A 23,930-nucleotide genomic window follows, 5' to 3' on the forward strand; every position below is an offset into this window, starting at 1 on the left:
GCCATGCCTACGGAGTTCGCCATCCTGGTACTGCTCGGGGCCGCGGCTGGCCTTCGACAGGGTGAGGCGTTCGGACTAGCGGTGGATCGTGTTGACTTGAACGAGCAGATGCTTGTGGTTGACAGGCAGGTGGTCGTGGTGAATCGACATCCGATCCTGGCCGTGCCGAAGAGTCCTGCGTCGGTACGTGAAGTGCCGATGCCGTCGTTTCTCCGTGATGCTCTCGCAGAGCATATCGACGCTGAGCGGCCTGTCGACGTACTGTGCCGTACATCGCGCGGGAATCTCATTCGCCGCGACTACTTTAATGCCGCCATCTGGAGACCAGCGATCGCTACGGCCGGCCTCTTACCGGACACCACGTTCCACGATCTTCGTCATACGTTCGCCAGTACGGCTCTGGCTGCGGGGGTACCGATCTCCGAAGTGTCTCGTTGGCTTGGCCACGAGTCCATCACGACGACTGTGGATCTATACGGCCACCTGGTGCCTGAAGCATCTCAGCGTGCGCGCAAGGCAATGGACATGGCGTTCGCGAAGGAGATTCGGCCGCGGTGATGAAGACGGTCACGCTTCTTCTCGGGGTTGGTGCTCTGGTAGGTCTGCAACATCAAGGATCTTGATTAATTCCACCTCAGGAGGATCTTCGGCTGGCCAGAATCGGACTGTGACCACCAAGTCTTCCCGTGGCCAGATGGATATCGGGCGCAGGATAGTGGGATCATCGGCCAGATCTTCGGTCCACCACCATCTGTTCCGCCAGTCTCCGGTCCGGATGGTCTCTAGGACTTTGGCGACAAGCTGGTGATCCCCCTCCTTGCGGCTATCTGAGTTCCACCATCTCGCGAGTATTCGATCGCTTCCCGCGTGGAGCCGGAGCTCCGCCATGGCTACTCCATGAGTCGGTTGAGCACCTCATCGATGTCTAACGACCCGCCCGATTCCGCCTGATCTTTTGGAGCACTCCTTATTGCCTCGGCGTAGGCGGGGATGCCGCGCAGACGAATGGTCGCGAGGAGATTGTTCGCGAAATGCACGAGGTGGTCAATGTCTTTGGTTCGCTGGAAGGCCAGCGTTGCGCGGTAGGTGCTACGCAAGAGTTCTCTTTGTTCAGCGGGTTGCAGCCCATCAATCGTCGCCATGGCCCGACCGACCGCTGGATCATCATGAGGCACAGAACCGGCTGGGAAGAATTCGTCTTTCATGTCTCCCTACTCCGTTATCTGGTTGTTTCTTGAGTTTGACGTGAGAAGAGATGGCTATTGATGTTGCCGGTGCATAGACGGGGTTGCCAGAAGGCGACACCTGCCTACACCGGCTTTGGCGATCTTTTTGCATCGAACGTCTATTCGATGCGACAGTACGCCCGAGTCGGTCCTGGCACCAGAGGCGTTCGTGGGCCCACCCTTGCGGAGGCGAGCACTTGCTGGCTCCGCCAGACCGATCGGGTAGGAGATGTAAACCGGGCCGAGCCCGTAGGCGTCAGGCAGAGTGCCCTCAATGTGCCCTGATCATGCGTGGCGGCTGCTTCACGCCAGGTCAGAACACATGATGTGAGACGAGCCGGCCTGTAGGCCGGGTTCTGTCCTTCGCAGTGCGAAGGGGCGACCATCCATCTAGGGCCGTCGTTGCCGGCGGCCTCGAGCAGTCTACCCGTGTGCCTCGGGCGGGCAGCCCTCAAGCGGCGCACGCGGGACGCCCCGAAAGGCGTCCCTTCTTGACCTTGCTCCGGGTGGGGTTTACCGAGCCGCCCACGTCACCGTGGGCGCTGGTGGTCTCTTACACCACCGTTTCACCCTTACCTTCCGGAGAACCGGAAGGCGGTCTGTTTTCTGTGGCACTGTCCCGCGGGTCACCCCGGGTCGGCGTTACCGACCACCCTGCCCTGTGGAGCCCGGACCTTCCTCGGCGGGCCTGTGAGGGCCCGACGCGGTCGCCCGGCCGGCTCGTCTGGGGTCGAGGTTATCGCATGCAAGCTGTTCGCAACCAATTGACAAGATCGGTCCGATGGGATGGCGGTGTCATCGCCTGAGGGGGGCGGTGGCGCCTGTGGTCGTGCCGGGTGTTCTGGCGGCATCCGGCACGACCGGTTCCAGGCGTGGCCGGTCGACGCCTCTGCCGGGCGGGGCCGGTCAACGCAGGCGCGGCCGGTCGGCGTCTCTGCCGGACGCCGCCGGCCGGCGTCTCCGCCGGACCGGCCGGTCAGCGCAGGTGGGATGTGTCGTTGAAGGTCTTGACCACGGCCTGCCCGTCGGCGTAGTGCTCGATCAGCGACAGGCACGCGAGGTCGAGGTGCATGCGGTAGAGCGCCGCCGGAGGTGCCAGCAGGGCGAGGCGCAGCAGCGTCTTGATGGGCGTCACGTGGGAGACCACCAGGACCGTCCGGCCCTCGTAGGTGTCCATCAGGCGCCGCTGGGCGCGCTCGACGCGACGGCCCACCGCGGCGAAGCTCTCGCCGCCGGGAGGCGGGGTGTCGGGGTCGGCCAGCCAGGCCGCGAGCTCGGCGGGCCAGCGCCGCTGGACCTCGGTGAAGGTGTGCCCCTCCCACGCGCCGAAGTCGGTCTCCCTCAGGTCCTCGTCCGTCTCGACGTCGAGCCCCGTCCGCGCCGCCACGGCCGCGGCCGTCTGCTGGGCGCGGCCGAGGAGGGAGGTGACGATCACGTCGAGCTTGTACGGGTCACGCGACAGCTTTTCGGCGGCCGCAGCCGCTTGGGCCAGGCCGTTGGGGGTGAGCTCGGGGTCTCCCAGGCCGGAGAAGCGCCGTTCGACCGACAGGGAGGTCTCGCCGTGCCTGAGCAGGATGAGGGAGGTGGCGACGCGGGTGGGAGGGGACCAGCCGGTGCCGCTGGTGCGCTGCTGGGCAGCCGCGACGGAGGCCGTCGGGGCGGACAGCGCGGGAATGTCGCCCGCGTCCAGGAGGTCCGTCTGCTCCGCGAGGGGAGTCGGCCGCTGAGCTCGCGAACGCGTCCCGGCATCGCCGGTGGCGTCGGCCTTCTGCCCGCCGGAGACGCGGGTGGACCCCTCGGGCGCGGCGGAACCGCCCGCTTTCCAGGTCAGGCCCTTGGCGGCGGCGTCCATGGCCTCGTTGGCGAGGCGGTCGGCGTGCTGGTTGTGGGCGCGGGGGATCCAGGTCCACTCCGTCACCCGCAGTCGCCTGGCGAGCTTGGCCGCCTCCAGGGCGAGCGGGCGCAGGCCCTCGTTCTTGATCTTCCAGCGGCCGGCCATCTGCTCGACGACCAGCTTGGAGTCCATCCGGACGGCCACCTCGGCGCCGTCGCCGGCCAGCTCCAGCACCGAGCGCAGGCCCGCGATCAGGCCCCGGTATTCGGCCACGTTGTTGGTCGCGACGCCGATCGCCTCGGCCGCCTCCGCCACCACCTGGCCGTCGGAGGCGTCCTTGACCACGGCGCCGTAACCGGCGGGGCCCGGGTTGCCGCGCGAGCCGCCGTCGGCCTCGATGACGTACGAGGTCAAATGCCTGACTCCGGGGTGCGGACGAGGATCCTGCGGCACTCGTCGCAGCGGAGCACCTCGTCGTGCGGGGCGGCCTTGATGCGGTTCATCTCGGCGATCGACAGCGCCACCTTGCAGCCCTGGCAGCGACCGCCGTGGAGCATCGCGGCGCCCACGCCGTACTGGTCCTTGAGCTTCTCGTAGAGCGCCAGCAGGTCGGCGGGGATCTCTCCGACGGCGGCGGAGCGGCGCTCGCGCAGCTCTCCCGCCTCCTTGTCGATCTCGGCGAAGGCGGCGTCGCGGCGGGCCTCGGCGGCGGACAGGCCCCCGGCGAGCTCGTCGCGCTGCGCGCTGAACTCCCGCACCCTGGTGTCGGCGGCCTCGCGGCGCTCCATGATCTCCAGCACGACCTCTTCGAGGTCGCCCTGCCGCCTCTGCAGCGAGACGATCTCGGACTGGAGGCCGGCCAGGTCGCGGGGCGAGGTCACGGCGCCGGAGTCGAGCCGCTTCTGGTCGCGGTCCGCGCGGGTGCGGACGGTGTCGACGTCGCCTTCGGCCTTGATCTGATCGCGCGCGAGGTCGCCGGCCTCGGTCTCGGCCTCGATCGCCTGGGTGGCGAACCTGGCGAACCGCTTGGACTGCTCGTCGATCTCGGCCAGCTCGGGCAGGGTGCGGCGGCGGTGTGCCAGCCGGTCGAGCTTGGAGTCGAGCTCAGCCAGGTCGAGCAGTCGCTTCTGGGCCTCGGGGGCTGCTTTCATGATCAATATCCTCTTGTCCAAGCATCGGTGACCGTGGCGGAGACGCGCGTCTCAACGTTAACGCCACTCGAGCCCAGGATGGACGCGGCGCTGTCGAGCCATGGCCATTCGGTGGCCCAGTGCGCGGCGTCGATCAGCGCGGGACCGCCCGCCTCCACGAACTCGCTGGCCGGGTGGTGTCGCAGGTCTGCCGTCAGGAACACGTCCACCCCGGCGGCGCGCGCCGTACTCAGCAGTGAGTCGCCCGCTCCCCCGCTGACGGCCACCCGCGCGACGCGGCGGGACTCGTCGCCGGCGACGCGGATCCCCCACGAGGTCTGCGGCAGCCCGGCCGCAGCCCTGGCGGCGAACTCGCCGAGCGTCGTCTCCCGCGGCAGGTCGCCGATGCGGCCGAGCCCGCGCCAGGGGTCGTCGGCGAACGGCTGCAGCGGCACCAGGTCGCCCACCAGCCCGACCGCGCGGGCCAGCGCGTCGGACACGCCCGGGTTGGCCACGTCGGCGTTGGTGTGGGCGGTGTAGAGGGCGACGTCGTGCTTGATCAGCGTGTGGACCAGGCGCCCCTTGGGCGTGGTGGCGGCGACGCTGGTGGTGCCGCGCAGGTAGAGCGGGTGGTGGGTGACGATCAGGTCGGCGCCCCAGTCGAGGGCCTCCTCGGCGACGACGGCGACCGGGTCCACCGCGAACAGCACCCGGCTCACCGGCTGGGCGGGGTCGCCGCAGACGAGGCCCACCGCGTCCCAGGACTCGGCCCTGGCCGGCGGATACGCCACCTCGAGCACGTCGATCACATCGGTCAGTGTCACTGCGGCCACCTGCGCAGACTACCGGTCGCCGGAGCACGCCCGGAAAGCGCGGCCCGTCGCCGTCGCCGGGCGAGGCGCCGCCGCCGCGCCCGGCGGGAGCACCGGGCCTCGCGCTGGCCGAGCGGTTCGCCGCAGCCGTCAACAGGGGCGATCGGGAGGCGGTCGGGGCGCTGTTCGCCGAGGACGTGCGCTTCCACAACGCGGGCCGCCACGGGTGACCGCCGGCCGGCGGTAAGGTCATGCGGTGCGATCTTCCCCCCGGACGTACGCGGTCTTCTGGTGGTCGCTGGCCTGGGCGTTCGAGGTCTGGCTGATCGTCGAGTCCTTCGCGCTCTGGTTCCTGCGCGAGTTCCGGTTCACCTTCGGCGAGGGCGCCGCGTGCTGGATGGACACCTGGGAGCGGGTGCCCGACTGGCGGCGCGTGCTCTACTTCCGGCTCGACGACGTCGGCGAGTGGCTGGCGTGGGTGACCCCGGTGCTGCTGGCCCTGCTGACGTGGCGGGTCGTACGGCACGGGACCGCGAAGGCGCAGGTGCGGGCGGCGGGCGTCGGGATCGCCGCCCTGGTCGCCTACCAGGTGCTCCAGCATGTCCGCGTGCTCCTGCTGCCCGACTCCACCTGCCCGGAGTTCTCGGGAGCGAGCTGGGAGGCCTTCCTCCCTACGCTGCTCGTCCTCGCCGGCGGCTGGGCCGGCTCGCGGCCCCCCGGCAGACGACCGAAGCCGCATCCGCGAGCGCTGCCCCGGTGGATGCCGACCGCGCTCGCCGTCGTGGTGCTCGCCGGCGCCTGCTGCTACGGCTACCTCAACTCGGACAGACTGCTCGGGCGGTGCTCGTACGACTGGGACGGCCCCTCCGACTACATCCCGTTCCATCCGGACGAGATCAAGATCCTCGGGCGGGGCTGCGACGATCCTGCGCTACGAGCGCGGCTCTGGGAGCAGCTGGAGCTCATGCACATCATGCGCCGAGGCACACAGTCGCCGTGATCCGCGAGGCGCCGAGGGGTGTGCACAGAATGCGGTTCGGCGTACTGTAAGTGAATCCTGACGCTGGCGGAGGGCGGCATGACACCTAAGGTCGCGATCATCGGAGCGGGGTTCGGCGGACTGTGCATGGCGATCCGGCTGGAGCGGGCCGGGATCCGGTCGTACACGGTCTTCGAGAAGGGCGACGACCTCGGCGGCACCTGGCGCGACAACACCTATCCCGGCGCGGGCTGCGACATCCCCTCGCACCTCTATTCGTACTCCTTCGAGAAGTACACGAGCTGGACCCGGCGCTATCCGGGACAACCAGAGATTCTCGGCTATTTAGAACATTGCGCCGATAAATACGATGTCAGGCGGCAAATTCGGTTCAGTACCGAGGTCACCGCCGCCGCCTTCGACGGCTCCCACTGGCAGCTCACCACGGCGACCCCGGGTGCGGAGCCCGAGGCGTTCGACGTGGTGGTGATGGGCGTGGGCCAGCTCAACCGGCCCCACTTACCCGACATCCCGGGCATGGACGAGTTCGAGGGCACGTCCTTCCACTCGGCCCGGTGGAACCACGAGCACGACCTGACCGGCAGGCGGGTGGCCGTCATCGGCAACGGCTCGTCGGCCGCCCAGTTCATCCCCCGCGTCGCCGAGCAGGCCGAGCGGCTGGAGGTCTTCCAGCGGACCCCCAACTGGGTGATCCCCAAGCCCGACGCCACCTTCGGCCCCGCCGCCAAACTGGCGTTCCACTTCATCCCCGGCCTCCAGCGCGCCTACCGCGAGTGGATCTACCGCTACGCCGAAGGCACCCTCTATCCCGCGCTCGCCCAGGGCTGGAGCCAGGACCTGCTGAAGAAGCGCGCCCTGAACCACCTGCACGACCAGGTGAAGGACCCCCGGCTGAGGGCCCGGCTCACCCCGGACTACCCGCCCGGCTGCAAGCGGGTGGTCATCGACAGCTCCTTCTATCCGGCCCTGTGCCGGCCCAACGTGGACGTGGTGACCGAGAAGATCGTCCGGATCACGCCGAAGGGCGTCAAGACGGCGGAGTCGCCGCACGAGGTGGACACGATCATCTACGCCACGGGTTTCCGGAGCACCGAGTTCCTGTCCCCCATGCGGGTCACCGGACGCGGCGGGCGCGACCTCGCCGAGCAGTGGGCGGGCGGCGCGGAAGCCTACCTCGGCATCTCGGCGCCGAACTTCCCGAACCTGTTCATGCTGTACGGCCCCAACACCAACCTCGGGCACAACTCGATCGTCTTCATGATCGAATGCCAGGTGAACCACATCATGGCCTGCATGCCGTACCTCTCGCAGGGCATGCGGTTGGAGGTGAGGCCGGAGGTGATGGCGGCCTGGCGCGATCAGCTGGACGCGGCGATGGCGCGGATGGTGTGGGGCGACGGCTGCCAGAGCTGGTACAAGACGGCCGAAGGCCGCGTCACCAACAACTGGCCGGGGCCGTCCACCCTCTACCGCAGGTTGACGGCCAGGCCACCGAGGCCTGCCTACAGACAGGTGTGAGGCTCCCCAAGTCCGGGCCCGGATCCTGTGCCGTGCGACATGGCCGCGGTCTGGCGCGCGCGGTAACGTCCGACGCATGACGACCTCCCTTCACCAGCGCTCTCTCGTCGCCGACACCCACAACGACCTCCTGATGGCCGTCTCCGCCCGGCCTCCCGAGCAGTGGGCGTCCTTCTTCCGCGACCGCTGGCTGCCCCAGCTCGTCGCCGGCGGGGTGGGCCTGCAGGTGCTGCCCGTCTTCATCGACGACGCCTACCGGCCCGAGGGCGCGCTGCGGCAGACGCTGCGCATGATCGAGTGCGCCCATGTGCTGGCCGAGGGCAATCCGGAGCACGTCCGGCTCTGCCGCGACGCTGCGGAGATCGACGCGGCGCTGGACGACGGCAGGATCGCGCTGGTCCTGGCGTTGGAGAGCATGCCGGGGCTGGACGCGAGCGTGGAGCTGATCTCCACCGTGCACCGGCTGGGCGTGCGGGTGGCCTCGATCGCGCACTGGGGCCGCACGCCGCTGGCCGACGGCAGCGGCGAGGATGCCACCGGCAGCGGGCTGACCTCGCACGGCGTGACCGCACTGGCCGAGATGGAGCGGCTCGGCATCGTCTTCGACGTCTCCCACCTGGGCGCCTCCGGGGTGACCCAGGTGCTGGAGCTGGCCACCAGGCCGGTGCTGGCCACCCATTCCTCCGCCCGCGCGCTCCGTGACCACCACCGCAACCTCACCGACGAGCAGCTGCGCGGCGTGGCCGGCACGGGCGGCGTGATCTGCGTGAACTTCTTCGCCCCGTTCCTCACCGAGCGCGAGCATGAGGCGACGCTGGACCACCTGCTCGACCACATCGAGCACATCGCGGGGGTCGCCGGGATCGACCACGTGGGCCTCGGGCCGGACTTCATCCGCGAGGTGATGGCGGACCTGACGCCGCCGTGCTGCGAGGACGTGAACGCGCGGGGCGTCGACGTCACCGCGTCCATCCCGGGCCTGGACGGCCCGGCGGGGCTGCCGATGGTGACCGAGGGCCTGCTCGGACGCGGACTGCCGGAGAAGGACGTCCAGAAGATCATCGGCGGTAACGTGCACCGGCTCTTCACCGAGTTGCTGGGTATGAACACCTCGTGACCGGTGAGGACCTGGCGGCGGAGGCGGCCGCGCGCGGCGGCGTGGTGATCCGCGAGCTGCGCGAGACCGCCGAGTTCCAGCAGGCGTTCACGCTCTTCGACGACATCTGGCACCCCGAGCCGAGCAACGTGCCGGTGCCGCTGGAGCTGATGATCGCCTTCTCGCACGCGGGCGGCTACGTGGCGGGCGCCTTCGTGGGCGACTCGCTCGTCGGCGCGTCGGTGGGGTTCCTGGCGGCGGACCGGACGCTGCACTCGCACGTCACCGGGGCGATGCTGGGACGCGGCGTCGGCTACGCGCTCAAGCTGCACCAGCGCACCTGGTGCCTGCGGCGCGGGCTGGAGCGGATCACCTGGACGTTCGACCCGCTGGTGCGCAGGAACGCCCGCTTCAACCTGGTCAAACTGGGCGCCAGGCCGGAGGCGTACCTGGAGAGCTTCTACGGTCCCATGGCCGACGCGATCAACGAGGGGGACGATTCCGACCGGCTGCTCGCGGTCTGGCACCTGGCCGAGCCGCCCGGCGGTGAGAGGGGAGTGCCGCCGCATCCGAGGGTGCTGGGCACGGCGGGTGAGCGACCGGTCGTGGCGCCCGCCATCGGCCCGATGGTGCTGGTGGCGACGCCGCGCGACATCGAGACGCTCCGGCGGGAGGACCCGGAGGCGGCGCGGGCGTGGCGGCTGGCCGTGCGGGAGGTGCTCGGCGGACTCCTCGCCCAGGGGGCGCGTGTCACGGGCTTCACCGACACTGGGGATTATGTGGTGAATCGTGGTTAACGAGGTATTCCACCATTGTTTCCGATCTCTGTAATGTGGCTCTTAGGTAAGCGAGCAAGGAGATCCGCATGACGGAATTCACTCCCACCGTTCCCGCTCGAGTCCTGCCATCAGTCGCCATCCGTGACCTGCCCGAGCCGCCGCGGTCGCCGTGGCGGATCATCGGCCCCGGCCTCGTGGGCGCCGGAGTCGGGCTGGCCTCCGGCGAATTCATTCTCTGGCCGTACATCGCCTCCCAGGTCGGCCTGGTGTTCATCTGGGGCGCCGCGATCGGCATCATCACCCAGTGGTTCCTCAACATGGAGATCGAGCGCTACACGCTGGCCACCGGCGAGACCGCGCTCACCGGGTTCAGCCGGATGTGGAAGCACTGGGGCCTGGTGTTCGTCCTCATGACGCTCGGCTCGAACCTGTGGCCGGGGTGGGTGACCACGTCGGCCACGATGGTGACCTACCTGACCGGCACGGGCGAGGACAGCGTCCGCTGGATCGCCATCGGCATGCTGTTGGTGATCGCGCTGGGGCTGACGCTGGCGCCGGTGATCTACAACGCGCTGGAACGGGTGATCTTCGTGAAGATCGGCCTGGTGCTGATCCTCGTGGTGGTCGCCATCGTGTTCGCGATCACCGCCGAGAGCTGGGTCCAGCTCGGCCGGGGCCTGACCGTCGGTGCGCAGTTCCCCGTGCCGCCGCTGGAGTTCGCGGTGCTGATGGGCGCCATCGCCTACGCCGGCGCGGGCGGCGGGCAGAACCTGTGCCAGAGCAACTGGATCCGCGACAAGGGCTTCGGCATGGGCCAGTACGTGCCGCGCCTGGTCAGCCCGGTCACCGGGCACGAGGAGGCCGCGGCGTCGACCGGCTTCCAGTTCGCCCCCACGAAGGCGAACCTGGAGCGCTGGCGGCAGTGGTGGCGCTTCGCCAACATCGAGCAGGCGTCCACGTTCGCGCTGGTGTCGTTCGTGACGATCGCGCTGATGTCGATGCTCGCCTACTCCACCGTGTTCGGCAGGGAAGGGCTCGCCAACAGCATCGACTTCCTGCAGGTCGAGGGCCAGGTGCTGCAGGACGTGGTCGGGCCGTGGTTCGGCGTGCTGTTCTGGGTGATCGGCGCGCTGGCACTGTTCGCCTCGGCGATGGGCATCGTCGACTACACCTCGCGGCTCGCCTCCGACATGCTCAAGACCGTCTACCTGCGCGACCGCGACGTCTCGGTCAACCGCGTCTACTTCATCGTGGTCTGGGCGATGGCGCTGCTCGGCATCGCGATCCTGCTGCTCGGCTTCGACCAGCCGCTCATCCTGCTGGTGTTCTCGGCCAGCTTCGCGGCCGTGATGATGTTCGTGTACTCGATCCTGCTGATCATCCTGAACCGCAAGGCGCTGCCCGACGCCATCAAGGTCCGTTCCTACCGGCTCGGCGCGCTGATCTGGTCGGTGGCCTTCTTCGGCACGCTGACCGTCATCGTGGCGATCCAGCAGGCGCAGCGGATCTTCGGAGGTTGAGGTCATCCTCAATGCGGAAGCGGACCTTCCGCGATAGCGGGCAGACTGGCAGGCATGCTGGAAACCTCGGCCCGCCTGCTCAAGCTGCTGTCGCTGCTCCAGGCGCACAGGGAGTGGACCGGCCCCGAGCTGTCCGACCGGCTCGGGGTCTCCACCAGAACGATCCGCAACGACGTGGAGCGGCTGCGCAGCCTCGGCTACCCGGTGCACGCCACACCCGGCGTCGCGGGCGGCTACCGGCTCGGGGCAGGCGCCGCGCTGCCTCCGCTGCTGCTCGACGACGAGGAGGCGGTCGCGGTCGCGGTCGGGCTCGGCAGGGCGGCGGGCGGCGGCGTGGAGGGCATCGAGGAGTCGTCGGTCCGCGCGCTGGCCAAGCTGGAGCAGGTGCTGCCGTCGCGGCTGCGGCGGCGGGTCAGCGCGCTCAACACCTTCACCGTGCAGATCCCCGGGCAGATCCCCGGCAAGTCGCCCTCGGTGGCGCCCGAGGTGCTGACCACGATCGCGAACGCGGCCCGGGACCGCGAACGGCTGCGCTTCGACTACACCTCCCATGACGGCGCGGACACCGTGCGGAACGTGGAGCCGTACCGGCTGGTGCACCGGCGCGGCCGCTGGTATCTGGTCGGCTACGACGTGGAGCGGCAGGACTGGCGGACGTTCCGGGTGGACCGGCTCCGGCCGCGCACGCCCGCGGGACCCCGTTTCACCCCGCGTGAGCTGCCCGAGGACGGCGACGTGGCCGCCTTCGTGGAGAGGGGGGTGAACACCGCCATGTGGCGCTACCGGGGGACGATGCTGCTGCACGCCCGCGCGGAGGAGGTGCGGGCGATGTCGCTGGGCCCCGGCCTGGAGGTGGAGCCTGTCGACGACGGCACCTGCCTGCTCAGGCTGGGTGGCGACGACCTCGACGGGATGGCGGTCTGGGTCGGTTTCCTCGGGCTGGACTTCGAGGTGCTCGACCCGCCCGAGCTGGCGGAGACGGTGCTGCGGCTGTCGGAGCGCTACCGGCGGGCGGTCAGCGGGCGGTAGGAGGCCGGTCAGCGCCGCCCCGCATCCTCGGAGCATGAACATCACACAGGTCGCGGGCGGCAGGAACGACTTCCAGCTCGTCCGCCACATGACGCTCCGCGGCGGCCAGATCGAGATCGGCAGGCAGGTCACCGAGGAGGCGCTCCGGCTCGGCTGGACGCCGCCCCTCTCCGACCCCACCGTGAACCGGGCGCGCCGCACCTGGTTCGAACGGCACTGGCCGCAGCACCACGCCCGCATGGACGGCGCGGCCGCGGCGCTCGGCCTCGACCCGGACCAGGACGAGGTGGCGCTCGACACCCTCGCCTACGTTCCCGCCGGGTCCGGCTGCTCGGCGCTGTGGTGCCCGCCCTCGGCCGCCACGGACGGGCACGGCAGGGTGGGCCGCAACTACGACTTCTTCACCATGACCACGGGCGAGATCATGGGTGGCACGCCGGGGCCCGGCGAGCTGCCGATGGCCTCACGCCCCTACGTGATCACCACGGTGCCGGAGGAGGGGCTCGCCTCCACCGTCATCACCATGTCCGAGCTGGACGGCTGCATGGACGGCATCAACGAGGCCGGGCTCGCGGTGATGCTGCTCATCGCCGACTTCGAGACCGCCGCGCCGCCGGAGGAAGCAGGACCGCAGGTCGGCCTGGCCAGCGTGCAGCTGCCCAGGTTCCTCGTCGACACCTGCGAGAACGTGGAGCAGGCCAAGCAGGCTCTGCTCGGCGCCAAGCACTACGACTACGGCATGCCCCTGCACTACCTCGTCGCCGACGCGCACGGCGGGGCGTTCGTGTGGGAGCGCGGCAAGGACGGCACCGAGCACATCATCGAGGTCGGGGACGGGCCGCTGTGCGTGACCAACCACCTGCTGCACCGCAACCCCGACCCGATGAACCTGCCCGAGGACAGCGAGGTCTCCTTCGGCACCTTCGGCAGGCTGCGCACGCTGTACGAGCGCAGCAAGGGCGCCACCATGTCACCGCGGGATCTGCGCGAGAGCCTGCGGGAGGTGGCGGTGGGCAAGGACCCGGCCATGCCGTGGCGTACCGTCTGGAGCACGGTCTTCGACACCCACGACCGCACGCTCTCGACCCGCTTCTACCTGGGTGACGGGGCCGACGAGCTCCGCTACACCGAGGAACTGGTCTTCACAGCGCGTCCAGGTACGCCTGCCTGACCTTCGAGCGTGACAGCTTGCCCGTCGGGGTGCGCGGCAGCGTCTCCCGGTACTCGATCACCTTGGGGTGCTTGAACCTGGCGATCCGCGGCCCGCAGTGTTCGAGCAGCTCGGCGCTGAGCTCGGGGCCGGGCGTGACGCCCTCGGACGGCTCGATGAGGGCGACCACGTTGTGCCCCCACTCCTCGTCCGGCACCCCGATGACGGCCACGTCCGCCACGGCCGGGTGCTCCAGCAGCGCGGCCTCGATCTCGGCGGGGTAGATGTTGACCCCGCCCGAGACGATCAGGTCGGTGCGCCGGTCGCACAGGAACAGGAAGCCCTCCTTGTCCAGGTAGCCGATGTCGCCGGGGGCGTACCACTCGCCGCGCATGCTGGCCGCGGTCTTGGCCGGGTCCTTGCGGTACTCGAAGGTGCCCAGGCTGGACTTGACGTAGACGAGGCCGGGCTCGCCCGGGGGCAGTTCGGCCCCTGCCTCGTCGAGGATCCTGGCCTCGAACGTGGGCGCGGGCTTGCCGACCGTGCCCGGCCTGGCCAGCCAGTCGTGCGGCTTGACCGAGAAGGCGATCGTGGACTCCGTCGATCCGTAGTACTCGTACAGCACCGGCCCCCACCAGTCCATGATCTGCTGCTTGACCGCGACGGGGCAGGCGGCCGCGGTGTGGATGACCTGCTGGAGGCTGGAGACGTCGCTTCGCCGCCTGACCTCCTCGGGCAGCTGCAGCATCCGGTGGAACATGGTCGGCACCATCATCGCGTTCGTCACCCGGTGCCGGCCGATCAGCTCCAGGATGCTCGCCGGCTCGAACCGCGGCGCGATCACCACGGTGTGCCCGAAATGCAGCGCGAACTGCGTGTGGGCGCACGGCGCGGAGTGGTACATCGGCGAGGTCACCAGGTGCACGCCGTCGCCCGGACGCAGCTCCACGACCTCGCCGAGGAACCAGGTGTAGAGCGGCACGATGCTCTCGGGCTCGGCGCCGGGCAGCGGGCGCTGCACCCCCTTGGGGAAGCCGGTGGTGCCGGAGGTGTACCACATGACCGCTCCTGCGGTCCGATCCTCCGGCGCGCCGGACGGCTGCCCTCCGGCCAGCCCGTCCGTGCCGATCTCGGCTCCCGGCCTGCTGTAGGCGGCGCCGGTCACGACCAGCTTGGCGTCGCAGTCACCCAGGATGTACGCCACCTCGGGCTCGGTGAGATGCCAGTTGATCGGCACGTAGTAGAGGCCGATCTGCCCGGTCGCCATCAGCATGACGACCGCGTCGAGGCCGTTGGGCAGCACGCCCGCCACCACGTCGCCGACGCCGAGCCCGCGGGCGCGCAGCCCGTGGGACACCTGGTTGACCCTGGCCAGCAGGTCGCCGTAGGTGACCTGGGACTCGTCGGTGTCGATCACCGCGATCCGGCCCGGGTCGGCCTCGGCGATCGCGTAGAACCCCGGCAGCGCGCTGATGTCCATCACAGCTCCAGTAGCTCGGCGAGACGGTTGCGGTGGATGCGCGGCGGGCCGAGCAGCACCTCGTCGGTCTTGGCCCGCTTGTAGAACAGATGCGCGTCGTGTTCCCAGGTGTAGCCGATGCCGCCGTGCAGCAGCAGGTGGTCGCGGGCCACCTCGAAGCAGGCGCGGCCCACGTACGCCTGCGCCAGTGCGGCGGCGGAGGGCAGCTCGTCCGGGGACTCGTCGGCGGCCCAGGCGGCGAAGCGCACGATGGACTCGGCCTGTTCGAGCTTGCAGTGCATGTCGGCGAGCTTGTGCTTGACGCCCTGATAGGAGCCGATATATCGGCCGAAGGTCACGCGTACCTTGGCGTAGGCGACGATGGCGTCCAGGCAGGCCCGCATCACGCCGAGCTGCTCGGCCGCCAGCGCCACGCACAGCCTGTCGCCGATGCCGCCGTCGGGCCGCGGGCCGAGCACCCGGCCGCGTGCTCCGGCCAGCTCGACGCGGGCCTGGCCGCGGGTGATGTCGAGCGCGGCCAGGGGCGTCCTGGTGACCCCCTCGCCGGCGAGCTCCACGGCGACCATGACCAGGCCGTCCGGCGTGCGGGCGGGCACCACCAGAACGTCGGCCTCCATGCCCGACAGCACCTGGGCCAGCGTCCCGGTGACGGCGGCCGACTCGCCGCCGGTCTCGGCTGTGACGTCGCCGTCCGCCGGCGGCTGCCCGAGGGTGGCCGTGATCCGGCCTTCGGCGATCCCGGCCAGCAGCTCCTTGTCGGGCACCCGGGTGAGCGCGATCGTGGCGAACGTGGTCGCCAGGAAGGGGCCGGGCAGCAGCGCCGCCCCGGTCTCCTCCAGCGCCACGGCCAGGTCGGCGAAGCCTCCGCCCGCGCCGCCGTACTCCTCGCCGATGATCAGGCCCGGCAGGCCCAGCTCGCCGCTCAGACGCGTGTAGACCTGGGGGTCGTAGCCGTCACGCACCTTGGGCAGCGGCGAGGCCGCGCCCAGGAACGCGCGGACGGCGGCGCGCAGCTCCTGCTGCTCCTGGCTGAGTACGAGCTTCACGCCTGCGTCCCCACCTTCAGGTCCTTGAACGGCACGGTCTTGTCCACCCTGGGCTCGGGCGGCAGGTTCAGCACGCGGTCGCCGACGATGTTGCGCATGATCTCGTTGGTGCCGCCGCCCAGCGCCATCCCCGGCGCGACGGCGAGGGCCTGGCCGAGCGGGTGGTCATCGACCACGCTGGCCGGGCCGGCGAGCTGCGTGGCGAGGTCGGCCTGGAAGACCGTCAGCTCGGCCAGCAGCAGCTTGGCCGCGCTGCCACGGGCGCCGGGGAAGACGCCCGCGTTGGTCTCCTGGGCCAGCCGCTGGTTGAACAGCGCCAGGGCGCGCGAGCGGATGTGCAGCTCGACGAGCTGGTCGCGGACCAGCGGGTCGCTCGTGTCGAGCACCTCGCGCAGTGCCTCCAGGGAGGCCGGGTTGTCCCTCTGGCTCCCCATGCCCACGCCGGCCGAGATCGACAGCCGCTCGTGCAGGAGGGTCGTGACCGCGACGCCCCACCCGTCGTTGACCTCGCCGACGCGGTGCTCGTCGGGGATGTGGACGTCGTCGAAGAAGATCTCGTTGAAGTTGGCCCTGCCGCTCATGTCCCTCAGCGGCCTGACCGTGACACCCGGATGGTGCATGTCCACCACGAACATGGTCAGGCCCTTGTGCTTGGGCACGTCCACGTCGGTGCGGGCCAGCAGCAGCCCCCAGTCGGCGTGGTGGGCGACCGACGTCCACACCTTCTGGCCGTTGACGATCCAGCCGTCGCCGTCGCGCGCGGCCCTGGTCTGCAGGCTGGCCACGTCGCTGCCCGCGCCCGGCTCGGAGAAGAGCTGGCACCAGATCTCCTCGCCGCGCAGCAGTGGCCGGACGAAGCGCTCGCGCTGCTCGTCGGTGCCGCGGTCGACCAGCGTCGGCCCGGTCATGCCGAGGCCGATGGAGAAGACGTAGAGGGGCAGGGTGAAGTCGCCGGCCTCGGCGGCGAAGGCGCGCTCCTCCGCCTGGGTCAGCCCCTGGCCTCCCCACTGCCGCGGCCAGGTGATGCCGCTGTAGCCGGCATCGTACAGCCTGGCCATGAAGTCCTTGGCCAGAGCGATCGGATCGCCTTCCGGCCGGTGGTCCGATGGGGTGTTGGCCACCAGCCAGGCCCTGGCGGCACGCCGGTAATCAGCGAGATTCACATCGACTCCTCGGCATCAGTGCTCACTTACTCTAACCAGCCATGCCCGGGCCGTACAGAGCAATGATCTGGAGGTATTTATCCCGAATTGTCGTTGAATCTCCCTTAATTAGAATTGTAGTGACTTAGTGTGATCATCTGGTCACCGGGGGGAAAGGTGTGATCACACGGTTCGGCACTTCCGTGCGGGCACGGCTGACGCTGTTCGCCAGCGCTGCCATGGCGCTGCTCTGCGTCGTGGTCAACTCCTACGTGCTCTACGCCGTTTACCACGCGACCGCCAACTTCCAGATGGTCACGGTGGAGGACTCGGCCCTGCGGGTCGTCCATCTGATCGAGCGGGACCAGCTGCCCCGCGTCCTGCCCGCCGGCCTGGTCAGCGTTCAGGTGGTCGACTCCGGCGGGCGGGTGACGTCCGCCACGGGGGACCTCGCGGGCGTGCCTCGCATCAGCACGCTCGAGCCCCGTCCCGACAGCGCCAAGGCGGTCCGGGAGGTGTGCGACCTGCCCGGGTTCCCCGGTCAGTGCAATCTCGTCCTCGTCTTCCGCGCGTACCAGCAGGACGGCGACTGGCTGGTGTACTCCACCGAGAAGCTGACCCCGTGGTTCGTCAGCCCGGCCGTGCCGGCCTTCCTCATCGGGCTCTCGCTCGGACTGGTGGGGCTGACCTGGTTCGGCGTGTCCCGCGTCGTGGCCAGGACGCTCGCGCCGGTGGACCGGATCCGCGCCTGCCTGGCCGAGATCAGCGCCGGCGGCGGCAGGGGCATGCGCGTGCCGGCGCCGGAGACCGACGACGAGATCCGCGCCCTGGCCGTGACCGCCAACCAGACGCTGGAGCGGCTGGAGGCGGCGATGGAACAGCAGCGCAGGTTCGCCGCCGATGCCTCACACGACCTGCGCAGCCCGATCACCGCGATGCGCGCGCAGATCGAGGAGGCTCTGCTCCACCCCCGGGAGACCGACTGGCAGCGGACCGCCCGGGAGGTGCTCAGCAGCCTGGACCGGCTGCAGAACATCGTCACCGACCTGCTCACGGTGGCCAAGCTGGACGCGGGCGCGCCGGCGACCGAGGAGCCCGTGGACCTGGCCGAGCTGGTCTCGCTGGAGACCGCCAGAGAGCGTTCCAAGCCGGTGACCACCACGCTGCAGCCCGGCGTGGTGGTCACCGGCGACCGGCTCAGGCTGGCCCGCCTCCTCACGAACCTGCTCGACAACGCCGAGCGGCACGCCGAGAGCATGATCGTCGTCGTGGTCCGCAAGGACGGCCAGGCCGCGCTGGAAGTGCTGGACGACGGCGCGGGCATCGCGCCCGACCAGCGCGAGGCCGTCTTCAGGCGGTTCACCCGGCTCGACGCCTCCCGCAGCCGCGACGCCGGCGGCACCGGCCTCGGCCTGCCCATCGCCCGCGAGATAGCCGAGGCGCACCACGGCACCCTCACCATCGAGGACTCCGCCTCCGGCGCCAGGTTCGTGCTCCGCCTGCCTCTCAGGGAGGGCTGAGCGATGTTCACCCGGTGGTCGGTGCGCCGGCGGCTGACCGTGTCCGCTCTGCTGGCGACGCTGGGGTCCGGCCTCGTCGGCGTGGTGCTGGCCACCCCGCTGCTGCACGCGCTGCTCACCAACTACGTCATCGAGCAGACGTCCCAGGCCGCCCGCCGGGTCTCCTTCGACGTGGAGCGGCGCGCGCCCGACGACCTCAAACCGGTGACCATCACCGAGAACGTCGACCTCATCCAGGTGGTGGACGACCGGGGCAAGGTACGCCAGGCCAGCTCACGGCTGCTCGGCCTGCCACCGCTGACCCGGGCGAGGGTCGAGGGCGAGTCCCTGCGCGTGGTCACCAAGACCTGCACCGACCTGGTTCCCGGCGAGCGGTGCCTGATCACCGTCGGCTACTGGGTGCCGGTGCGCGGGACGAGCTGGATGGTGTATGCCTACTCCTCCGACGTGTCCTGGTACATCAGCCCCACGTATGTGCTGGGCGCGCTGCTCGGCGTGCTGGCCGCCTCGCTGATCACCGCCAACGTGGCCTCGCTTGTCGCGTGGCGGGCGCTCGCGCCGGTGGCGGCCATCAAGAACGAACTGGCCGAGATCACCGCCACTGACCTGGAGCGGAGAGTGCCGCGTTCGGCGCACCAGGACGAGCTCGACGACCTGGCCCGCACCATCAACCAGACGCTGGAGCGGCTGGAGAGGGCAGTGGAGCAGCAGCGCAGGTTCGCCGCCGACGCCTCGCACGACCTGCGCAGCCCGATCACCGCGATGCGCGCCCAACTGGAGGAGGCTCTGCTCTATCCGCGGGACACCGAGTGGCCGCGGACCGGCCAGGCGGTGCTGGACAGCCTGGACCGGCTGCAGGCCATCGTCACCGACCTGCTCACCCTCGCCAAGCTCGACGCGAGCGCGCCGCAGGCGGCCGAGCCCGTGGATCTGGCCGAGCTGGTGGAGGAGGAGCTGGCGCGACGACCGCGGAGCAAGCGGATGCTGCGCGAGCTGGAGCCGGGACTGGTCGTCACCGGCGACAGGATGCGGCTGTCCCGGCTGCTCATGAACCTGCTCGACAACGCCGAGCGGCACGCCGAGTTCACGATCACCGTCACCGCGCGGGCGGATGGGGAGATGGGCGTGCTGGAGATTCTCGACGACGGCGCGGGCATCGCGCCTGATCAACGCGAGCAGGTCTTCAGGCGCTTCGCCCGCCTGGACGCCTCACGCAGCCGGGACGCGGGCGGCACCGGCCTCGGCCTGCCCATCGCCCGGGAGATAGCGCACGCGCATAACGGCTCGCTCACGATCGAGGACTCGGACACTGGCGCCCGGTTTGTCCTACGAATCCCATTGCGTAATGATTAAAGTTGCCTCATGTGACTTCAGGTTTCAGCCGGTTACGGCGCGAAGACTTATTGAAGACCGCTTGCGAGGTGATCGCGGCTCAGGGGTTCGGCCACACCAGGACGATCGACATCGCCAGAGCCGCCGGTGTCAGCCAGGCCCTGCTCTTCTACCATTTCGAGACCAAGGACCGGCTGTTCGCCCAGGCGTTCGCGTACGCGGCCAGGCGTCATCTGGAATCGCTGGCCGGAGTCGAGCGGTCGCCGCGGCCGCCGCTGGAGCGGCTGCGCGCGCTGCTGCGGCTCTGCTCCCCGACCGCCTCCCCCGAGGGCTGGCGGCTGTGGATCGACGCCTGGGCCGAGTCGATGCGCAGCCAGGACCTGGCGGAGACCTCACGCCGGCTGGACATCCAGTGCAGGCAGGTGCTGCGCGGCATCATCGAGGCCGGCGTGGAGTCGGGCGTCTTCACCTGTGACGACCCGGAGGGCGCCACCTGGCGGATCTTCGCGCTCAGCGACGGGCTGGCGATCCAGATCAACGTGCACGGCAAGGTCCTGTCGCGCCGCCGCGTCTCGCAACTCGTCCGTACGGCCGCCGCCAGGGAGGTGGGGATGGCCGCGGAGGACCTGTGAGCCGCCGCGCCCTTTCCGGCTTATTGGAATCCAGGACACGCGAGCTGTGCGCCGAGATCGGCCTGGTCAACGCGGTCACCAGGCGGGTCTGGAAGGCCATGGGCATCTGGGAGGAGCCGCGCGGGAGGGGCCGGCTCAAGGACGCCTGGCGATCAGCGCCTCGGTCGTCTCCCGCTCCTCCCACCCGCCCGGCGGGCAGGCGGCCAGCAGAGCGGCCCTGACGGCTTCGCTGAACGCCTCCAGCCTGCCGCCGAGCCTCGCGGGAGAGCTGAAGGAGTAGGAGAGCTGCAGGCCGACCACGGCGTCCACGTCCCACTCCAGCCGCCGCTCGAAGATCGCCGCCTCCACCCGGCCGAACGGCGAGCCCGCCAGCACGTCCTGGTGGTGCTCGCCACTGGCCTGGAAGGAACCGCCTCCGAAGCGCGGCAGCAGCCCGAACTTCTCCCGGACCGGCCGCACGACCGGCTCCCACGGCGGCTCGCGCGGCTCGCGGGTCGGGCCGAGCAGCGCCACCACACCGTCCGGCGGAAGCAGCTCGTCCAGATCCGACAGCACGGCGCCGCGGTCCATCCAGTGGAACGAGCGGCCCATCACCACGTGGTGGAAGGCGGGCAGCGCGCGCAGCGAGGTGGAGTCTCCCGGCAGCCAGCGGATGCTCGCCCGCGCGCCCGCCAGTCTCCGGCCGGTGGCCAGCATGTCCGGGTCGGGGTCCACCGCGACGACCTCGGTGACCAGTGGCGCCAGCGGGATCGCCACCGTGCCTGGACCGCAGCCGAGATCGAGCACACGGGCGCCCCGGCCGAACACGCGGGCGAGGTGTTCGATCACCTCCGGCCCGTAGCCGGGACGGTATCTGGCGTAGTAGGCGGCCGCGCCGCCGAACAGGTCGGACACGGATGGGACCATATACGGGTTCGGACGGCGATCGATGGAAGGTTTTGATCGGTGAGGCGGCTAGTCACGGTCCTCCTGCTCGCCTGTGCGGCGATGGGGATCGCTCCCCCCGCGCAGGCGCACAACGTGCTGATCGGCAGCGACCCGAAGGACGGGGCGACGCTGTCGGCCCCGCCCGCGCAGATCACGCTGATCTTCGACCAGCCGGTCCGCCAGGGCTACGCGCAGATCGGCGTGACGGGAGCGGACGGGTCGGCGTGGACCGACGGGGCGGCGACCGTGTCCGCCGAGCGGGTGACGGTCAAGGTCAAGCCCTTGAAGGCGGCCGGGGCGTACGTCGTCGGCTACCGGATCCTGTCGTCCGACGGGCACCCGGTCACCGGCAAGATCGGCTTCACCCTCGGCGGCGCCGCCGGAGCGCCGCAGGACACCGGGGCCGCCCCGGTCCAGGCCGGGCCGGACGCCGGCGCCGCGGCGGCGGAGGCAGCCGCGAACGGCGGTGCGGGCATGGCGGTCGTGTGGATCGTGGCCGCGCTGCTGGTGCTGGCGGCGGGCACCGCCGTGGCCCTGCGCCGCTCCGGCACGCGCCCCTCCGACGCCGGTGGGGAGACGCGCGCGTGACGCTCACCGCCACCCCCGTCGACCGGCGGATCGGCGGGAGGCTCGTCGCCGGGACGTTCGCCGTGTGCGCGGTCGTGGCCACCGTCGTGGCCAGCACGCTCACCGCGCAGGAGTCGGTGCCCGGCATCCCGATGCCCGGGCCGGTCGTGGCCGTGGGGCTGCCCGTCGTGCGGGTGCTGCTCGACGTCGCGGCCGTGGCCGTGGTCGGGCTGAGCCTGCTGGCCAAGCTGCTGGGGTTCGACGCGCCCGACAGGACCGAGCCGGTGATGCGCCGGGTGCGTCCGCTCGCGGTCACCGCCGCCTGGGCATGGGCGGTCTGCGCGCTGCTGACGATCGTGTTCCAGACGGCCGAGCTCAACCCGGGGGGCGTGCCCACGCTCGGCATGATCGCCTCCTACGTCGACACCGTCGGCACCGGCCAGGGGCTGCTCTTCAGCGCCGCCTGCGCGCTGGCCGCCGCGGGCATCGGGCTGATGGCGGTGCGGTGCGGCGAGAAGGTGCCGGCCGAGCTGCGCATCATCGTGGCCCTGTTCGGCCTGTTGCCCATCCCCGTCACCGGGCACGCCGTGAACTCGGTCTGGCACGACCCCATCATGATCATGATGGAGGTGCACGTCATGGGCGCCGCGGCGTGGACCGGCGGACTGCTGGCGACGGTGCTGTTCGTCGCCCCGCGCAGGGAGCTGCTGGCCGTCGTGCTGCCCCGGTTCTCCCGGCTGGCGACCGTCTGCCTCCTGATGGTGGCCCTGTCCGGGCTCGTGAGCGGGCTCGGCACGATGGCGCTCACGCCCGGCGTGCGACTCCCCGAGGCGGTCGTGACGAGCCAGTACGGCGTGCTCGTGGTGATCAAGGTGACGCTGACCGCCCTGCTCGTGCCGCTGGCGGCGCACATCCGCTTCCGGCTGCTGCCGGCCGTGCGCCGGGGCGAGGCCACGGCCGTCGTCGGCTGGGCGGCGGCCGAGGTGGCCGTGATGGGGCTGGCCTACGGCGTGGCGGTGGCCATCACCCGGGCCTCCATCGGCTGACCCCGGCCCGCGAACCACTCGCACGCCAGCCAGGCGACCAGCAGGCCCGGCCCTGCCCAGACGGCCGACGCCATGGCCAGGGGCGGCGCTCCCAGCAGGTCGTCCTGGCCCGTGAGCAGGCCGTACACCGGACCCATGAGCGCGCTCTGCGCGGCCAGCCCGCCGTAGACGGCCGCGGTCGCCACGGCGGACCCCACCACGGCCCGCACCAGCGGGTGCCTCAGCAGGAACGCCAGGTCCACGAGGAGCCCGCCGGCGACCAGGAAGAGCGGCACCGCCGACGGCGGGAAGCCGGTGAAGGTGAGCATCGGCCAGAACACCAGGCGGACGCCCACGTAGGCGGCGGCCACCAGCGTCGCCGCGCCGAACCTGCCGATGAGCATCCGCGCGGCCACCAGCACGCCGAGGCCGGCGACGACCGCGTACACCGGATAGAGGACGTCGGGGACGGGCAGCGTGAAGTTGGTCACCATCACGCGGTCCACCGGACGGCCCATCTGCTCGGCGGCGAAGTCCAGCAGGATCTTCTCGGCGTAGACGATGCCGTTGTTCCACGCTCCGAGCGACAGGATGCCGTACTCCTGGTGCTGCTCAGGAAAGTGCACGTTCTCCAGGAAGAAGGCGAGCAACGCGCCGAGCACCACGGTGCGCTCGCGTCCCGGCGGCGCCCCCACGAACCAGCCGCGGACCACGCCCGCGATCATGAAGAAGGTGCCGATGTAGAGCGAGAGGTGCGACGGGCTCCACGACGTGATGTCCAGGCCGTTGATCCGGTGGTTGATCAGGTCGAGCGGCACCGCGACCAGGAAGATGCCGGTGCCCCACTGGATCAGCCGCAGCGCCGCCTTGTCGACGCCGTAGCCGGTGTAGCCGTGGATGATCGTCAGCGCCAGGACCATCGCGGTGCCGACGGAGTTGAGCAGGTGGGGCGGGGCCAGGTCGTCACGCAGCCACATGAAGTGCCAGGAGACGTCCCAGGCGGAGCCGAGCACCTTGAGCGTGAACGCCACCAGCCACCCGAAGTAGAGCACCCGGAACAACTCGTGTGGCGTCTCGCGCCCCGCCGGGCCTCTGGTCCAGTAGGGCAAGGCCCACGCGGCGGCCTTCTTCAACGTCGCTGGTGACTTCACGGCCGAAATCTTAC

Annotated in this window: 23 protein-coding genes and 1 other RNA gene; 14 read left to right on the forward strand and 10 right to left on the reverse strand. The window is 70.4% G+C overall.

The features are described 5' to 3' along the window. Positions 1-558, forward strand: a 558-nt coding sequence (locus tag V5E28_RS34600; protein WP_336213304.1) for a tyrosine-type recombinase/integrase, incomplete at its 5' end; no start/stop codon positions are given. A gap of 332 nt (positions 559-890) precedes the next feature. Here V5E28_RS34600 and V5E28_RS34605 read toward each other — a convergent pair. The 5 genes from V5E28_RS34605 to V5E28_RS34625 form a co-directional block, all read right to left on the reverse strand. Continuing rightward, positions 891-1,205 carry a hypothetical protein gene (locus V5E28_RS34605; protein WP_336213306.1) on the reverse strand — a complete coding sequence of 105 codons (315 nt, stop codon included), beginning with the start codon at positions 1,203-1,205 and terminating at the stop codon, positions 891-893. A gap of 350 nt (positions 1,206-1,555) precedes the next feature. After that, positions 1,556-1,949: RNase P RNA component class A (gene rnpB, locus V5E28_RS34610), an RNA gene on the reverse strand. Between the two features lie 253 nt (positions 1,950-2,202). Continuing rightward, positions 2,203-3,474 carry a bifunctional RNase H/acid phosphatase gene (locus V5E28_RS34615; protein ID WP_336213307.1) on the reverse strand — a complete coding sequence of 424 codons (1,272 nt, stop codon included), beginning with the start codon at positions 3,472-3,474 and terminating at the stop codon, positions 2,203-2,205. Continuing rightward, positions 3,471-4,211, reverse strand: coding sequence for a zinc ribbon domain-containing protein (locus tag V5E28_RS34620; protein WP_336213309.1), 741 nt, complete (start codon positions 4,209-4,211; stop codon positions 3,471-3,473). Before V5E28_RS34620 ends, V5E28_RS34615 begins: the two co-directional genes overlap by 4 nt. A 2-nt stretch (positions 4,212-4,213) precedes the next feature. After that, positions 4,214-5,014 (reverse strand): Nif3-like dinuclear metal center hexameric protein, encoded by an 801-nt coding sequence (locus V5E28_RS34625; protein ID WP_336213311.1) that lies wholly within the window; start codon positions 5,012-5,014, stop codon positions 4,214-4,216. Here V5E28_RS34625 and V5E28_RS34630 point away from each other — a divergent pair. The 8 genes from V5E28_RS34630 (at position 5,008) to V5E28_RS34665 (ending at position 13,115) form a co-directional block, all read left to right on the forward strand. Then, positions 5,008-5,232 carry a nuclear transport factor 2 family protein gene (locus V5E28_RS34630; RefSeq protein ID WP_336213312.1) on the forward strand — a complete coding sequence of 75 codons (225 nt, stop codon included), beginning with the start codon at positions 5,008-5,010 and terminating at the stop codon, positions 5,230-5,232. The genes V5E28_RS34625 and V5E28_RS34630 overlap by 7 nt on opposite strands. A gap of 26 nt (positions 5,233-5,258) precedes the next feature. Beyond that, complete coding sequence (locus tag V5E28_RS34635; RefSeq protein WP_336213313.1) at positions 5,259-6,002, forward strand: hypothetical protein; 744 nt, start codon at positions 5,259-5,261, stop codon at positions 6,000-6,002. Positions 6,003-6,080: 78 nt separating this feature from the next. Next, a complete protein-coding gene (locus tag V5E28_RS34640) occupies positions 6,081-7,520 on the forward strand; it encodes a flavin-containing monooxygenase (protein WP_336213315.1) in 1,440 nt (479 codons plus the stop codon). A 76-nt stretch (positions 7,521-7,596) separates the two neighbouring features. Further along, on the forward strand, positions 7,597-8,637 hold the full coding sequence (locus V5E28_RS34645; RefSeq protein ID WP_336213316.1) for a dipeptidase: 1,041 nt from the start codon (positions 7,597-7,599) through the stop codon (positions 8,635-8,637). Continuing rightward, entirely contained in the window at positions 8,634-9,413 is a 780-nt protein-coding gene (locus tag V5E28_RS34650) for a GNAT family N-acetyltransferase (protein WP_336213319.1), read from the forward strand. Before V5E28_RS34645 ends, V5E28_RS34650 begins: the two co-directional genes overlap by 4 nt. A gap of 68 nt (positions 9,414-9,481) precedes the next feature. Beyond that, entirely contained in the window at positions 9,482-10,915 is a 1,434-nt protein-coding gene (locus tag V5E28_RS34655) for an Nramp family divalent metal transporter (protein WP_336213321.1), read from the forward strand. 54 nt (positions 10,916-10,969) lie between these two features. After that, on the forward strand, positions 10,970-11,944 hold the full coding sequence (locus tag V5E28_RS34660; RefSeq protein WP_336213323.1) for a helix-turn-helix transcriptional regulator: 975 nt from the start codon (positions 10,970-10,972) through the stop codon (positions 11,942-11,944). A gap of 34 nt (positions 11,945-11,978) precedes the next feature. Then, on the forward strand, positions 11,979-13,115 hold the full coding sequence (locus V5E28_RS34665) for a C45 family peptidase (RefSeq protein ID WP_336213325.1): 1,137 nt from the start codon (positions 11,979-11,981) through the stop codon (positions 13,113-13,115). On the opposite strand, the gene V5E28_RS34670 is transcribed toward V5E28_RS34665, so the two are convergent. The 3 genes from V5E28_RS34670 to V5E28_RS34680 are packed head-to-tail and all read right to left on the reverse strand — an operon-like array spanning position 13,087 to position 16,783. Beyond that, the gene (locus V5E28_RS34670; protein WP_336213326.1) at positions 13,087-14,574 is read right to left on the reverse strand and encodes an AMP-binding protein; all 1,488 of its coding nucleotides are present in this window, start codon (positions 14,572-14,574) and stop codon (positions 13,087-13,089) included. The two genes, V5E28_RS34665 and V5E28_RS34670, sit on opposite strands and share 29 nt — an antisense overlap. Then, a complete protein-coding gene (locus tag V5E28_RS34675) occupies positions 14,574-15,620 on the reverse strand; it encodes an acyl-CoA dehydrogenase family protein (protein ID WP_336213328.1) in 1,047 nt (348 codons plus the stop codon). The genes V5E28_RS34670 and V5E28_RS34675 overlap by 1 nt, the downstream gene beginning before the upstream one ends. Continuing rightward, positions 15,617-16,783 carry an acyl-CoA dehydrogenase family protein gene (locus V5E28_RS34680; RefSeq protein ID WP_336213330.1) on the reverse strand — a complete coding sequence of 389 codons (1,167 nt, stop codon included), beginning with the start codon at positions 16,781-16,783 and terminating at the stop codon, positions 15,617-15,619. The genes V5E28_RS34675 and V5E28_RS34680 overlap by 4 nt, the downstream gene beginning before the upstream one ends. A gap of 158 nt (positions 16,784-16,941) precedes the next feature. Between V5E28_RS34680 and V5E28_RS34685 the strand changes: the two genes are divergently transcribed. Genes V5E28_RS34685 through V5E28_RS34695 form a run of 3 tightly spaced genes read left to right on the forward strand, consistent with a single transcriptional unit; the run spans position 16,942 to position 20,246 of the window. After that, positions 16,942-18,282: a sensor histidine kinase gene (locus tag V5E28_RS34685; RefSeq protein WP_336213332.1), complete on the forward strand. Its 1,341-nt coding sequence runs from the start codon at positions 16,942-16,944 to the stop codon at positions 18,280-18,282. A gap of 3 nt (positions 18,283-18,285) precedes the next feature. Next, on the forward strand, positions 18,286-19,635 hold the full coding sequence (locus V5E28_RS34690; RefSeq protein WP_336213334.1) for a sensor histidine kinase: 1,350 nt from the start codon (positions 18,286-18,288) through the stop codon (positions 19,633-19,635). 11 nt (positions 19,636-19,646) lie between these two features. Beyond that, positions 19,647-20,246: a TetR/AcrR family transcriptional regulator gene (locus V5E28_RS34695; RefSeq protein ID WP_336213335.1), complete on the forward strand. Its 600-nt coding sequence runs from the start codon at positions 19,647-19,649 to the stop codon at positions 20,244-20,246. A gap of 135 nt (positions 20,247-20,381) precedes the next feature. Here V5E28_RS34695 and V5E28_RS34700 read toward each other — a convergent pair whose 3' ends face one another. Beyond that, entirely contained in the window at positions 20,382-21,140 is a 759-nt protein-coding gene (locus tag V5E28_RS34700; protein ID WP_336213337.1) for a class I SAM-dependent methyltransferase, read from the reverse strand. Between the two features lie 51 nt (positions 21,141-21,191). On the opposite strand from V5E28_RS34700, the gene V5E28_RS34705 reads away from it, so the two are divergent. Together V5E28_RS34705 and V5E28_RS34710 are read left to right on the forward strand one after the other, a co-directional pair. Further along, entirely contained in the window at positions 21,192-21,761 is a 570-nt protein-coding gene (locus V5E28_RS34705) for a copper resistance CopC family protein (RefSeq protein WP_336213338.1), read from the forward strand. Further along, on the forward strand, positions 21,758-22,786 hold the full coding sequence (locus tag V5E28_RS34710; protein ID WP_336213339.1) for a copper resistance D family protein: 1,029 nt from the start codon (positions 21,758-21,760) through the stop codon (positions 22,784-22,786). Before V5E28_RS34705 ends, V5E28_RS34710 begins: the two co-directional genes overlap by 4 nt. Here V5E28_RS34710 and V5E28_RS34715 read toward each other — a convergent pair. Next, positions 22,744-23,916 (reverse strand): hypothetical protein, encoded by a 1,173-nt coding sequence (locus V5E28_RS34715; RefSeq protein WP_336213340.1) that lies wholly within the window; start codon positions 23,914-23,916, stop codon positions 22,744-22,746. The genes V5E28_RS34710 and V5E28_RS34715 overlap by 43 nt on opposite strands. Positions 23,917-23,930 lie beyond the last annotated feature (14 nt).

The organism is Nonomuraea sp. LPB2021202275-12-8, assembly GCF_037044575.1.
Taxonomy (GTDB): Bacteria; Actinomycetota; Actinomycetes; order Streptosporangiales; family Streptosporangiaceae; genus Nonomuraea.